The 13527-nt window shown below is 66.6% G+C and carries 11 protein-coding genes; 5 read left to right on the forward strand and 6 right to left on the reverse strand.

Going from position 1 to position 13527, the window contains the following annotated elements; translation table 11 throughout:
- Positions 1 to 198: 198 nt before the first annotated feature.
- Positions 199 to 1704, forward strand: coding sequence for a hypothetical protein (locus tag QH948_RS01860; protein WP_281145269.1), 1506 nt, complete (start codon positions 199 to 201; stop codon positions 1702 to 1704).
- On the opposite strand, the gene QH948_RS01865 is transcribed toward QH948_RS01860, so the two are convergent.
- From QH948_RS01865 to QH948_RS01885, 5 genes are all read right to left on the reverse strand, one after another.
- Positions 1695 to 2756, reverse strand: a complete 1062-nt coding sequence (locus QH948_RS01865; RefSeq protein WP_281145270.1) for a LacI family DNA-binding transcriptional regulator — start codon at positions 2754 to 2756, stop codon at positions 1695 to 1697. The two genes, QH948_RS01860 and QH948_RS01865, sit on opposite strands and share 10 nt — an antisense overlap.
- Before the next feature lie 19 nt (positions 2757 to 2775).
- Positions 2776 to 3609, reverse strand: a complete 834-nt coding sequence (locus QH948_RS01870; protein ID WP_281145271.1) for a carbohydrate ABC transporter permease — start codon at positions 3607 to 3609, stop codon at positions 2776 to 2778.
- A gap of 1 nt (position 3610) precedes the next feature.
- Positions 3611 to 4447 carry a carbohydrate ABC transporter permease gene (locus QH948_RS01875; RefSeq protein WP_281145272.1) on the reverse strand — a complete coding sequence of 279 codons (837 nt, stop codon included), beginning with the start codon at positions 4445 to 4447 and terminating at the stop codon, positions 3611 to 3613.
- Positions 4448 to 4558: 111 nt separating this feature from the next.
- Positions 4559 to 5905: an ABC transporter substrate-binding protein gene (locus QH948_RS01880; protein ID WP_281145273.1), complete on the reverse strand. Its 1347-nt coding sequence runs from the start codon at positions 5903 to 5905 to the stop codon at positions 4559 to 4561.
- A 136-nt stretch (positions 5906 to 6041) separates the two neighbouring features.
- Entirely contained in the window at positions 6042 to 6653 is a 612-nt protein-coding gene (locus tag QH948_RS01885) for a DUF624 domain-containing protein (protein ID WP_281145274.1), read from the reverse strand.
- Between the two features lie 169 nt (positions 6654 to 6822).
- On the opposite strand from QH948_RS01885, the gene QH948_RS01890 reads away from it, so the two are divergent.
- Positions 6823 to 9075, forward strand: a complete 2253-nt coding sequence (locus tag QH948_RS01890) for a family 65 glycosyl hydrolase domain-containing protein (protein WP_281145275.1) — start codon at positions 6823 to 6825, stop codon at positions 9073 to 9075.
- Positions 9076 to 9517: 442 nt separating this feature from the next.
- Here the strand turns inward: QH948_RS01890 and QH948_RS01895 are convergent, their stop codons facing one another.
- Positions 9518 to 10471: a DUF368 domain-containing protein gene (locus QH948_RS01895; protein ID WP_281145276.1), complete on the reverse strand. Its 954-nt coding sequence runs from the start codon at positions 10469 to 10471 to the stop codon at positions 9518 to 9520.
- Positions 10472 to 10712: 241 nt separating this feature from the next.
- Here QH948_RS01895 and QH948_RS01900 point away from each other — a divergent pair, with 241 nt between their 5' ends.
- The 3 genes from QH948_RS01900 (at position 10713) to QH948_RS01910 (ending at position 13493) form a co-directional block, all read left to right on the forward strand.
- On the forward strand, positions 10713 to 11774 hold the full coding sequence (locus QH948_RS01900; protein ID WP_281145277.1) for a GNAT family N-acetyltransferase: 1062 nt from the start codon (positions 10713 to 10715) through the stop codon (positions 11772 to 11774).
- Positions 11775 to 11808: 34 nt separating this feature from the next.
- Complete coding sequence (locus tag QH948_RS01905; RefSeq protein ID WP_281145278.1) at positions 11809 to 12129, forward strand: putative quinol monooxygenase; 321 nt, start codon at positions 11809 to 11811, stop codon at positions 12127 to 12129.
- Positions 12130 to 12605: 476 nt separating this feature from the next.
- Positions 12606 to 13493, forward strand: a complete 888-nt coding sequence (locus tag QH948_RS01910; RefSeq protein WP_281145279.1) for a class I SAM-dependent methyltransferase — start codon at positions 12606 to 12608, stop codon at positions 13491 to 13493.
- Positions 13494 to 13527: the final 34 nt, after the last annotated feature.

The following is a 13527-nucleotide window of genomic DNA, read 5'->3' on the forward strand; positions in this document are numbered from 1 at the left end:
TCCTGGTCTGTGTCCTGCGCATGTGGCACCTACCTGTCCCCATCTCAGTGCTCACCGTCCCGTGTGCTGACGCAGTTGGCCGGTGGGAAGCGTCGAGTGTCTGCAGCCTGGACCAAGGGTGCCCAGTCCTGTGGCTTCGCTAGCCTGACGCTAGTCGTCCGGCTCGGGTGGGTCGACGCTAGGGAGGGAGGGCCGACGATGGGTGGCACGTCTCGCGACCGCAAGGACATCTGGGGAAACGACGTCACTGAGCATTTCGACGCGAGTGGAAACAAGACGGGCGAGTCTCGCCGGCAGGCGGGTCTGTTTGGCGACTACACGGCGCACTACGACTCCTCAGGGTCGAAGACGGGCGAGTCGCGTCAGCAGGCGGGTCTGTTTGGCGACTACACGGCGCACTACGACTCCTCAGGGTCGAAGACGGGCGAGTCGCGCCGGCAGGCGGGTCTGTTTGGCGACTACACGGCGCACTACGACTCCTCAGGATCGAAGACAGGCGAGACACGCGATCGAAGCGGTCTGTTTGGTGACTATCAGGCCCATGAAGGACGCTGGCAGCCGATCGGGGGTCTCGAGCCCGGACACCCTTCAGCCTTCTCCGGCGGCTTTGCTTCGGATGTCGGCTACTCCGGCTACTCCGGCTACTCCGGCGGTGCGGGAAGGATCCACGAGCCGGGCCCGATCGACTCCTTTGTGGCGCTGCTGACTTATGGGATGGGCGGTTCGGCCGTTTTCCTCGTTCTTGCGGTGATCTACAGCGTCGCCAGCATCTGGCTACCCATTCCCGACGGGAACGTCGTTGGTCCCTGGATCCTGATCGTGGGAGGTGGGTTGGGGTGGGCTGTCGGCTTGGGCGCGGCGGTCTGGAGTGCCGTCACGAGCGCTAAGCCCTCCTCAGCAGCAGGCGGCGTCGTGACGATGGTTGTCGGACTTGCCGCGAGTGCTGTGGCGGGCCTCGTCCCAGCGGCCATCGTGGCTGTGGCGGTGGTCGGCGGCCGTTTCTACGAGCGAAGGCAATTCAACCCGGCCATGCAGTACCCGTTCATCGTCACGTTGGAGTCGACAGTGGTGCTTACCGCGGTACTCCTCAGCCTCGGCCTGATATCCGGGGTGGCCAAGGGGGCGCTCAAGTACAGAGGTACAGCTGCGCCGCGGGCAGCCGGGCGCCGGCTCGCAGCCGGGCTGCTCGCTACGGCAGCCGGTGTGTTGTTGGGTGCCGCCCTCAACGGCGTTCTTGCACTGCTGTGGCCCGGTGCGCTGCTACTCATGGCCCTGGCGGTGAGCCCGGCGCCCGCGGCGAAGCGCGTGCTCTGGGGGATGGTTGCGATGGCCGCGCTGGCGGTGCATCCTGCGTCGGGGCGGCTGGACTGGCTGCCTGCGCAGGCAGAGGGTCTCCTGATGGATCTGCGGCACCTGCTGCTTGGCAACAACCTGGTGTTGGCCGCCAGTATCGGCGTTCTGGTGGCGATGCTACTCGGAGCCATCCTGACCGGGGTCGACGCACCTCGCTCGGCGGGGGCCTTGATGGGTGTGGCCGGTGTTCTTCCGCCGGTCCTGATCCTGTTGAAGACTCTTAACATCGACTCTGACCTGTTCCTGCGCTGGTCTCTGCCCCTGCTCCTCGCGTCGTCTGCGCTCATCGGCGTGTGGTCGTCGCGCCGACACGCCCGAGGGTCGGTGGAACCGGCTGCCGATCAAGGCTGAGGGTTGATCGGCAGCACCGACTGGCCCTCCACCAGGCTTCCCCGGATCCAGACCTGCTCTGTTGCGTGGCCCGGTTGGGTCATCGCCTTGAGCATCACGCGCGCGGTCGCCTCGGCGATCTCGGCCAGCGGCTGCTGCATCGTCGTTAGCTTGGGCGACCAGTAGCGGGCGAGATCCAGCCCGTCGTAGCCGACGAGCGAGCAGTCCTCCGGGACCCGGAGGCCGGCCTCGCGCAGGGCGCCCGCCGCACCGATGGCGACCTCGTCGCACACCGCCACGAGAGCGGTGAAGTCGATCATGCCCTCCATCAGGCGGGTGGCGAGCGAGTCGAAGCCGTTCTCCAGCGTGTACAGCCGCTCGGGGACGGCCGCGCGGATGATGAGGCCCGGATCCTGCGGGATGCCTGCGTCGGCGAGCGCGTTGCGGTAGCCCGCGAGACGCTGCGCCCACGCGTGACCCGCGTCGTTCTCCGGACCCGCGCCGACGAAGGCGATCCGACGGTGCCCGCGTTCGATCAGGTATCGCGTCAGGTCGGCGGCGCCGCGCTGGTCATCCGCGGACACGAACGAGTGCATCGCGCCCGAACTGGAGTAGTCCGACGTCGTGCAGAACACCATCGGCACGTCGATCCGGGCGAGTCGACGGCTCAGCGTCACCGACGCCTCCCTGTCGCGGTTGCCGTAGCGGCCGAGGAACACGACGCCCCGGTAGCGCTCCGCGCGCACCACACGCTCGATCGTCGAGGCCTCGGCCTCGCTGTCGACGACGTGGGTGAGGTTGGTGGTGAACCCTGCCTTCGCGAACGCCGTCTCCAGCAGCTGGAGGACGGAGATCAGGAGCCTGCCGGTCTCACCCTGGATGACCACGAGTACCGAGTTGGTCTCGGAGAGCTTCAGTGTCCGGGCACTGGAGCTCGGCACGTAGCCATGCTTCTCCGCGGCAGCCCGGATCCGTTCCTTGGTCTCCGGGCTGACGTCCTCACGGTCGTTCATGGCCCGGGAGACCGTCGAGACGGCGACGCCGCAGAGCGTGGCGAGCTCGCGGATCGTCACACCTCCACTCACTGGCGGATCACCCCTTCACGGCCCCTGCGACGACGCCCTTGATGATGTGCTTCTGGCTGAACAGGTAGAAGATGATCACGGGGATCATCGCCAGGACGAGGACGCCCATCATCGCGCCCATGTCCACGGTTCCGTACCCGCCCTTGAGGTACTGGACGGCGATCGGCACCGTCTTGTACTTGCGCATGTCCAGGGTCAGGTAGGGCAGCAGGTAGTCGTTCCACAGCCACATGACCTCGAGGATCGCGACCGTGATGACGGCCGGCTTCATGATCGGCAGCACGACGAGGAAGAAGGTGCGCACGGGGCCGCAGCCGTCGATCGTCGCCGCCTCCTCGATCTCGGTCGGGATGCCCTTCACGAAGCCCGTGAAGATGAACACCGCGAGTCCCGCGCCGAAGCCCAGGTACACGATCCACAGGCCGAACGGGTTGCCGAGGCCGAGGTAGTCGGTCAGCCAGGACAGCGTGAACATGACCATCTGGAACGGGACCACCAGGTTGAACAGGAACACGATGTACAGCGACTTGGCGAACCTGTTGTCGGTCCGCACGATCCACCATGCGGTCATCGACGTGCAGAGCAGGATCAGGAAGGCAGATCCGATCGTGATGACCAGCGACCAGCCGAATGACGACAGGAAGTCCGTCTTCGCGATGCCGGTGATGTAGTTCTCGAGCCCGACGAAGGTCTCCGCGTTGGGCAGGGCGAACGGCTCCGAGGAGACGAAGACCTTGCCCTTGAAGGAGTTGATCAGCACGAGCAGGATCGGGAACAGGTAAGCGACCGCGACGATCGCGAAGAGAACCGTCCAGAGCTTGGGGTGTCTCGGGTCTCGCATGTCACGCCTCCTTCGAGCGGGCGAAGCGGTTCTGCAGCAGCGAGATCGCGGCGACGATGATGAGGAAGATGACGGCCTTGGCCTGGCCGACTCCCTCGAAGCCCGTGCGGCCGTAGAACGTGTTGTAGATGTTGAGGGCCAGCAGCTCCGACTGCCGCGACGGAGCCCCGTTGGTCAGCGCGAGGTTCTGGTCGAAGAGCTTGAAGCCGTTGGTGATCGTCAGGAAAGTGCACACCGTGATCGACGGCATGACCAGCGGGATGATCACGCTGCGCAGGGTCTGGCGCGGCGTCGCGCCGTCGACCTCCGCCGACTCGATCAGCTCGCCCGGGATGGACTGCAGGCCGGCGATGTAGATGACCATCATGTAGCCGATCTGCTGCCAGCACACCAGGATCACGAGGCCCCAGAAGCCGTAGGTCGCCGAGTAGGTGATCGAGCGGGCCCAGTGCCCGAGGATGCCGTTGAGGAGCAGCAGCCACACGTAGCCGAGCACGATGCCGCCGATGAGGTTCGGCATGAAGAACACGGAGCGGTAGAGGTTCGAGCCCTTGAACTTCTTCACGAGCATGTACGCGACGGCGAAGGCGACCACGTTGATGATGACGGTCGTGACCAGCGCGAATGCCGCGGTGTACCAGAGGGAGTGCAGGAACGTGTCGTCACTGAGCAGCCGCGCGTAGTTGTCGAGGCCGACCCACCGGCTCTTCGTGACGGTCGTGAACTTCGTGAAGGACAGGTAGACGCCAAGCGCGAACGGCGCGACGAACCCGATGATGAAGGCGGCGATGGTCGGCCCGGTGAACAGCCACCACCAGCGCTTGAGGGATCTGTACATATTACTTCTCCTACGCGCGACGGTGCGGGCGCACTGTGAAGTGCGCCCGCACCGTCACACCGTTTCAGTTTGGGTCAGGGGCTCCGTCTCTCCGGCGGAGTCCCGTGGGGGTCAGCCCTGGTTGGAGAGCTCGACCTCGGTGGCCCAGTTGTCGACGAAGGCTGCCCGGACGGCGTCCCAGTCGCCGGTGCCCTGTGCGTAGGCCAGCATCGCCTGACCCAGCGTGTTCTTCCACTCCTCGGAAGGCATGGTGGTGAAGTTCCACGTCACGGCCGTCTTGCCGGCAGCGGTGTAGGCGGCGTCGGCCTGGACCAGCGGGTTGCTGGACTCGTAGTCGGCGAACGTCTTGAAGGGGGTCACGAAGCCCATGGTGTTGGTCAGGGTGTCGCGGCCGGTGTCGGAGGTGATGACCCAGTTGAGGAAGTCCTTGGTGGCCTTCTGGTCGGCCTCGGATGCCTCGGAGTTGACGACCCAGTAGTTCTCGGAACCCGTGGTCAGGCCCTGGTTCTCCTCGCCGTCGGCGCCGATGTAGATCGGCAGCATGCCCATGTCGGCGTCGTCGACCTTCTGGTCCTTGATGTCGTTGTAGGCCCAGGTGCCGTTCTGGTAGAAGACGGCCTGACCGAGGGCGAACTCGGAGTTGGCGTCATCGATCGTCTTGCCCGACAGCAGCGAGGGCTCCGTGGTGGAGTTGTTGATGTACAGGTCGAAGATGTTCTTGAAGCCGTCGAGGTAGGTGCCCTTGATGGATGCGGGCTGCCCGACGATGCCGTCCGCCTTGTACTCGTAGTACAGCGGGATGTTGGCGAGGTGGGTCTTGAAGCGCCAGTCGGACGAGGAATCGAAGCCGGCGGAGGTGAAGGCACCGTCGATGCCGAGGTCGTCCTTCTTGGCCTGGATGTCCTCGACGACGGACTTCAGCGTGTCGAAGCTGGTGATCTCGTCGACGGAGGTGACCTTGGCGCCGTCGGTTTTGATGTAATCCTCGAGGATCGCCTTGTTGTAGATGATGCCGTAGGTCTCCATGACGTACGGGATGGCGACGGGGTTGCCGTCGTCGTTGGTCAGGGCGATCGACTGGTCGTTGAGCTGCGCGTAGATCTCGGTGTCGCTGAGGTCGGCGGCGTAGTCCTTCCAGGTCTGCAGTCCGACGGGGCCATTGACCTGGAACAGGGTCGGGGCCTCGGACTTGGCCATCTCGGACTTCAGCGTGGTCTCGTAGGTGCCGGACGCCGCGGTCTGGACGTCGACCTGGACGCCGGTCTCCTCGGTGTACTGCTTGGCCAGAGCCACCCAGTCGTCGGCCTGCTCGGGCTTGAAGTTCAGGTAGTAGACCTTGCCGGTCGCGTCGGTCGCGTCATCGCTGTCGTCGGTGGTACCGCTGCAGGCGGTCACACCGAAGAGCAGGGCACCTGCCATGAGGCCGGCCGCGAGCTTCGCTGTCTTGCGTGTTGCCATAGTCCTGTTGCCTTCCTTGGAATGAGGACTCTCTGTGTCTCACGTGGTTGTTTCCGACGATATGCCGGAAACGATTCCGCTAAGCGTCACAGTACAGAAGGGCAACAGGACCCGCAAGAGTCGGGGTCGAATAAGGTCAGGAGGCCCGGTCGAGCAGAGGGCGGAACGCGCGCTCGATCAGCGGCGCCGAGGCGACCCAGGGGAGCGAGACGCCGAGCAGCAGGAGCACCGGAAAGCCGGCGGGCAGGTAGTACGCGGTGGCCACCACCAGGGCGATCATCCCGGCGTGGATCGCGAGCACCCCGAGGGCCAGGGGGAGGTTGCCGATCGCCACGAGCCAGGCGTTCTTCAGATGGGCTCCCACCGTGTTGTCGAAGCGGGCGATCAGCGACCACAGGAACGGGAAGCCGAGTAGCAACACGGCGCTGATAAGCGCTTTCAAGACGATGAGCTCGTCGGCCTGCACGAAGATCCAAGCGGCGAGCAGCACCAGGGCCACGGGTCCGACCACCGCCCAGGCGAGCGACGCGGTCCGGAAGTTGCGTCGGAACGAGGTCAGGAACATCCGCCAGACGGCGGTGCCCTCACCCTGGGCCATGCGGCGCGAGGTGTCGGCCAGCGCGGTGAGGCTGGCGCCCGCCGTGACCACGGGCAGCGCGCAGATGCATGCGAGCAGATTCAGGACGATCAGATCGCCGATGGTGCTGACCGCCCGCCACAGGGGGGCGTCGTACTGGAACAGCCGCACGCTGATCACCTCGCTTCCGAAGACAAGACTACGTCGTCGCGCTCAGCTCACCCCGGGGGATGACTCTCAGAGCCCGGGCAGGTTAAGGTGCTCCCGGATACGTTTCCGCCGGAATCAGGGAGGCCATGTGCGCGTTACCGGTTCCGGGGCAGCAGAGAAAGCGACGAGCATGATTGACCGAGTATTCGACGTCGAACCGACGGCCCTCACGACCCGCGTCCTCCACCGCGACAAGCTCCGGCTGATCGAGTCCCTGACCTCGATCGGCAACGGGCACATGGGCATGCGCGGGAACTTCGAGGAGGGCTACTCAGGGGATCACCACCTGGGCACCTACCTGGCCGGCGTCTGGTACCCCGACCGCACCCGGGTCGGCTGGTGGAAGAACGGCTACCCGGAGTACTTCGGCAAGGCCATCAACGCACTGAACTTCGCGGCCGTCGACGTCCTGATCGACGAGGCTCCCGTCGACCTCGCGACCATGGAGCCGGCCGACTTCCGGATCCGCCTCGACCTCCGCAACGGGCTCCTGACAAGGTCGTTCGAGCTCGCCGCTGCCGGGTCGACGTTCCGGATCAGCTTCGAGAAGTTTCTGTCGGTAGTCGAGGTCGAGACCTGCTGGCAGCGCGTCGTCGTCGAGTGCCTAACCGGCGGCGCGAACGTCGAGCTGCGGCCCCGGATCGAGCGCGACGTGCACAACCAGGACTCCAATTACGGCGAGCAGTTCTGGGAGGAGACCGGGCGCCGCGTCGGCGAGCAGCCGGCACTGTCCACCAGGACGGTCCCGAACTCCTTCGGCGTGCCGCAGTTCACCGTCACGGCGGTCAGCCGGGTGGCAGCCGACGTGAAGGTCGAGCCGCTCGAGCTCCCCACGTCGGTCGGCGTGAGCGTCGCCTCGGGGCTCGAGGCCGGGCAGCGGATCGAGATCGTGCGCACCACTGCGGTCCTGACCTCGCGCGACCACGAGGCGGACATGCACGAGGCTGTCGCCGATGCGCTGCTGGAGCGCCTCTCCGCCGAGAGCTTCGACGAGCATCTGGCCCGCCACACCGCGGCCTGGGAGGCCCGCTGGGCGACCGCGGCCGTCACGGTCGTCGGCGACGACGAGGCGCAGCAGGGCATCGCGTTCAACCTGTTCCAGCTGTTCTCGACCTACTACGGACACGACTACCGCCTCAACATCGGCCCCAAGGGTTTCACCGGCGAGAAGTACGGGGGCGCGACGTACTGGGACACCGAGGCCTACCTGGTGCCGCTGTACCTCGCGGTCGCGGACCCCGAGGTCACCAAGGCGCTGCTCCGCTACCGCCACGAGCAGCTGCCCCAGGCGCAGCACAACGCCCGCCAGCAGGGACTGGCCGGCGCGCTGTACCCGATGGTGACCTTCAACGGCATCGAGTGTCACAACGAGTGGGAGATCACCTTCGAGGAGATCCACCGCAACGGCGCCATCGCTTTCGCGATCCACAACTACGCCAACTACACCGGAGACCGCAGCTACCTCGAGGGCGACGGCGCCGACGTGCTGGTGGAGATCAGCCGCTTCTGGGCGGACCGGGTGCACTTCTCGAAGCGTCGCGGCCAGTGGATGCTGCACGGCGTCACGGGCCCGAACGAGTACGAGAACAACATCAACAACAACTTCTACACGAACTACCTCGCCGCCTGGACGCTGCGCTCGACCGCGGAACTGGTCGCGGCCGGCCACGGGCCGGAGGTGTCCCCGGACGAGCTCGCGCGGTGGCGCGAGATCGCCGACGGGATGTACTTCCCGACCGACGACGAGCTCGGTATCTTCGTGCAGCACGACACGTTCCTCGACAAGGACCTCACGCCCGTGGCGGAGCTGCGGCCCGAGGACCGTCCGCTGAACCAGAACTGGTCGTGGGACCGGATCCTGCGCTCCTGCTACATCAAGCAGGCCGACGTGCTTCAGGGCATGTACCTGTTCGAGGACGACTTCACCGTCGAGCAGCTGCGCCGCAACTTCGCGTTCTACGAGCCGCTCACGGTGCACGAGTCGTCGCTGTCGCCCAGCGTGCACTCGGTCCTCGCCTCGTCGATCGGCGAGCGGGAGAAGGCCGTCGAGCTGTACCAGCGCACGGCTCGTCTCGACCTCGACAACTACAACGCCGACACCGAGGACGGCCTGCACATCACGTCGATGAGCGGTGCGTGGCTCGCGATCGTGCAGGGCTTCGCCGGGATGCGCGTGCGCGACGGGCAGCTGTCGTTCGCGCCGTACTGCCCTGACGGCTGGGAGTCGTACTCGTTCAGCCTGGAGTTCCGCGGCCGCACCGTCGGCCTGACCGTGAGCCCGGGTGAGGCGGCGGTTCAGCTACGGGCCGGGGATCCGCTCACCGTCGCCGTCGCGGGGGAGCCGTACGAGCTGTCGGACCGGATCGTCGTCCCGCTGTCCTGAGCCGGAGTCGCGGTCGAGCGCCGCTCGCTGGTGGCCTGAATCGCTACATCGCGCCGGGCAGCCTGATCCAGACAGTCACGCCAACCCCGTCGCCTCGTCAAGCTGTAGTCAGCCTGACGAGGCGATGACAGTCTTCGCCGCACCCCAGCCGCCCACTTCCGGCCCAGGTGTACGACTGCGCCTCCGCACCGGAACAATCGCCCCCGGCTCCTCCCCGAAAACCGTTCAGTGGTCGATTCTGGTTGGTCCTGTGCAGAGAATCGCTCGATGCCTCGACGGGCTCTGGCCCTCCTCATGGAGCATTGGGCGGTTCTCGTCACCACACCGGGGAGAATCGACCACTGAACGATTTTCGGGATTGGGCCAGCGGTCAGGTGGGACCGAGATGACTGGGCGAGGCGCGGCCGCGAGGGCGAGTCGACGGCGAGGGCGAGTCGACGGGTCAGTTGTCCTTGCCGGCCGCCTCGATGGCCTCACGCTGGTCGGAGTAGCGGTCCTCGACCTTGCTGAACAGGTACGACGCGACCACGCCGACGACGAGCAGGGCCGCGGCGAACGCGATCGACCCGCCGAGTGAGAGCCCGCTCGCGGCGAGCCCGGCCGGCGCGAAGGCGGGGAACACCACCGTCGGGAAGATGGCGACGGATGAGCCGATCACCATGCCGAGGATGAAGTGGTACATGCCGGAGTAGTACCGGTCGAAGGCCCAGGCCGCGGCCTTGGCGAGCAGCATCACGCACACGATGAGGCCCAGCGCGAGCGGGATGATCGTGCCCATGTCGAAGTTCTTGATGCCGGTGGCCATCTTGTCGTAGAGGCCGAAGTAGATCAGGAAGTTCGACGGGCTCATGCCCGGCACGATCACGCCGAGCCCGATCAGGGCACCCGAGCCGAACCAGACAGGGACGCTCGGCTCGACCTGCAGAAGCTGCGAATCGCCGCCGATGTACATCAGGGCGAAGATCGCCAGCGCCGCCAGGCCCATGATGACAAGGTCCTTCGTGCTACGACCTCGCTTGCCGGCCTGACGGTACAGCGACGGGAACGTGCCGATCACGAAGCCGATGAACAGGCATGTGAACTGCGCGGCGTAGCGGCCGAACGCGGCCTCGACGACGACGGAGAACCCGACGATGCCGAGCATCATGCCGATGCCGACGGGGGTGAAGAACAGCACGTTCTTCACGAAGTTGCGTCGCAGGTTCGCCAGGAACCGGATCATCGGGTCGTAGAGCTTGAAGATGACGGCGAGCACGCCGCCCGAGAGACCGGGGAGGATGGCGCCGACGCCGACGGCCATACCCTTCAGCAGCCGCGATACCCAGCCCTTCGGCGTATCTGGCCTTGTCACGTCGATGGCGGCGGGGTCGTTGCGCAGTTCGTCAGCGGGGGCCATGGGCGCGTCTTCTCGTCTCGGTCGGTGGCGATTACCGCTCCACCCTACGCAGCCGGGCGGTGACTTCGAAACGGTGACGACCTGATTCAGGGCGACTCAGGGGTTGCCAGGGCCTCGACGATCATGGCAGGCTCGCCCCATGTTCGCTTTCCGTCGCTGACCGCGCAGACGCCTTGAGCCGCACAGGCTCGGCGTCTGTCGCACGCCCGAACACACCCCTTTCGCCACCCGAGGACACCTCATGCCCATTTCCATCATCGACGTCCCGCTGCCCGAGCAGCCCGACGACCTCTGGCACGCCTACTGCGAGCTGATACGCACCAACAACCACCTCCTGATCGACGGTCCCGGTTGGGACGCCACCGACGAAGCCTCCCTCCATCGGGCACGGGCCAACCTGGCCGAGCGGACGACCGAACGCCTCCTCGCCGTCGACCGGGAGCGACCCGTCGGCTTCGCCAGTCTGTCCGTCCAACTCGTCGACGATCCCGACGCACCCCAGGTGTTCGTCTTCGTCCTGCCCGACGAGCGCGGCCGCGGCATCGGCGGGGAGCTTGCCGCTCGCCTCGACGAGCGGCTCGCCGCGCGGGGAGCGAAGCGGGCCACGGCCTGGGTCGAGGCCCCGCGCCCTGGTGACGACCGTGTCGTCCCGACGAGCGGGGTCGGCGCGGCGCCGGCCGACCACGACGGCGTCCGCTTCGCACTCAGCCGTGGCTACGAGCTGCATCAGATCGAGCGGGTCAGCCGCTACGACTTCGCCGCGCCTCTCATCGACCCCGTCGCCGCGCGCGACACCGCGGCCGCCGTCGCGGGGGAGGAGTATGAGGCGCTCACCTGGGAGGGCGCGACACCAGAGGAGTTCCTCGCCGACATCGCCGTGCTCAAGGAACGGATGAGCGTCGACCCGCCGTCGGGCGGCCTCACCGTCGTGGAGACGACGTGGGACGCGGAGCGCGTCCGGCGCATGGAGGACTCCATGCTTCCGACGATGCGCCGCTGGGTGGCGGTCATCCGTCACCGACCCTCTGGCCGGACGGTTGCCATCAGCGAGTTGATGCTCGAGCGCGACGCGCCCGGGGCGTTCGTCGATCAGTGGGACACGATCGTCCATCCTGATCACCGCGGCCACCGGCTCGGCATGATGGTCAAGGCGGCGAACCTCGTGCAGGTGCGGGAGGCCGCGCCCGATGCGACGGCGATCGTCACCTGGAATGCCGAGGAGAACCGCCACATGCTCGACGTGAACGAGGCCCTCGGCTTCCGCCCGATCCTCGTCGAGGCCGCGTTCGAGAAGACCCTGTAGCTAAGGTGTCAGCAACCGATCAAGGAGGATGCCCATGTACTTCATCGTCGTGAAGTTCCCTGTCAAGCCGGAGTTCGCCGATCAGTGGCCCGAGATCTCGCGCCCCTTCACCGAGGCGACGCTCGCCGAGCCGGGCAACAAGTGGTTCGAGTGGTCGCGCTCCGTCAAGGACCCCAACGAGTACGTGCTCGTCGAGGCCTTCGACGACGACGGTGCGGGTCCGCACGTGAACTCGGCCCATTTCAAGCAGATGCAGGTCGACTTCCCGCCGTACCTGTCCGCTACGCCGAAGATCGTGTCGAGGCAGGTAGACGGGGACGACTGGGACGAGATGGGTGAGCTGAAGGTCGGCTGACCCCCGATTCGCTGTGCCTGGCAGTAGAGCCTGAGCTGGCCGGTTCCCTGAGCCTGTCGAAGGGCCCTGAGCTGTACCCGGTTCCCTGAGCCTGTCGAAGGGCCCTGAGCGGAGCGAAGGGGTTTCCCTCTCGCTTCGCTCGAGGCACCTCGACAGGCTCGGCGACCCGGAGAGGCCCGGCGACCCGGTTGCCTGAGCCCGGCAGGTTCCCTGAGCCTGTCGAAGGGCCCTGAGCGGAGCGAAGGGATCTCCTCTCGCTTCGCTCGAGGCACCTCGACAGGCTCGGCGACCCGGAGAGGCCCGGCGACCCGGTTGCCTGAGCCCGGCAGGTTCCCTGAGCCTGTCGAAGGGCCCTGAGCGGAGCGAAGGGATCTCCTCTCGCTTCGCTCGCTCGAGGCACCTCGACAGGCTTGTGCTGAGCCTGTCGAAGCGCTCGGCGACCGCACGACCCCGACACCCGCTCAACAAGGAGAAGGATGACCGACGACAGCTACCTGAAGATCAACCGCGCCAACTGGGACGCGCGGGCGGACGTGCATGTCGGGCCCGACGGCTACCGGTTGGATGCCTTCGACGACCCTGAGTGGATCTCCGATGTGGTGGCCTTCGACCGGCCCCGACTCGGTGACCTGACAGGCCTGGATGCCGTCCACCTGCAATGCCACATCGGCACGGACACCGTCAGCCTTGCCCGACTCGGAGCGCGGATGGCCGGGCTCGACCTGTCCCCCCGCGCGCTGGCCCACGCCCGGACCTTCGCCGCGCGGGCCGGCGTCGACGTCGAATTCGTGGAGTCCGATGTGTACGGCGCAGTGGAGGCCCTGGGCCCGGCCCGCTTCGACCTCGTCTACACCGGCATCGGCGCCATCTGCTGGCTGCCCGACATCGACCGCTGGGCCCGCACCGTCGCCGCGCTGCTCCGGCCCGGCGGAAGGCTGTTCATCCGCGACGGCCACCCGGTGCTGAACTCACTGGCGGCCGTGGTCGTCGGGAACGAGTATGCGGAGCGCGACCAGCAGCCCGACATGACCGCCCCCGGGGGGATGAGCCCCGCGCTGGAGTTCCCCTACTACACACAGCCCGAGTACCGGGTCTGGTGTGAAGAGACCAGCTATGCGGGGTCGACGCCGGTTGCGTCGCCGGTCTCGGTCGAGTGGAACCACTCGATCGGCGAGATCCTGACGGCGGTGCTCTCGGCAGGGCTGACGATTGACACGTTCGTCGAGCACGACAGCGTGCCGTGGGATGCGCTGCCGGGCATGATGACGCTCGGCGATGACGGTGAGTACCGGCTTTCGGACCGCCCCGAACGCCTGCCGGCCAGCTTCACGCTGATCGCCACGCGTCCGGCCTCGGACATCTGAAGATATCCGGCAAGCTGTCGGAGCGTCGGTTCAG

Source organism: Tessaracoccus lacteus (genome assembly GCF_029917005.1).
In the GTDB taxonomy this organism is placed as follows: domain Bacteria; phylum Actinomycetota; class Actinomycetes; order Propionibacteriales; family Propionibacteriaceae; genus Arachnia; species Arachnia lactea.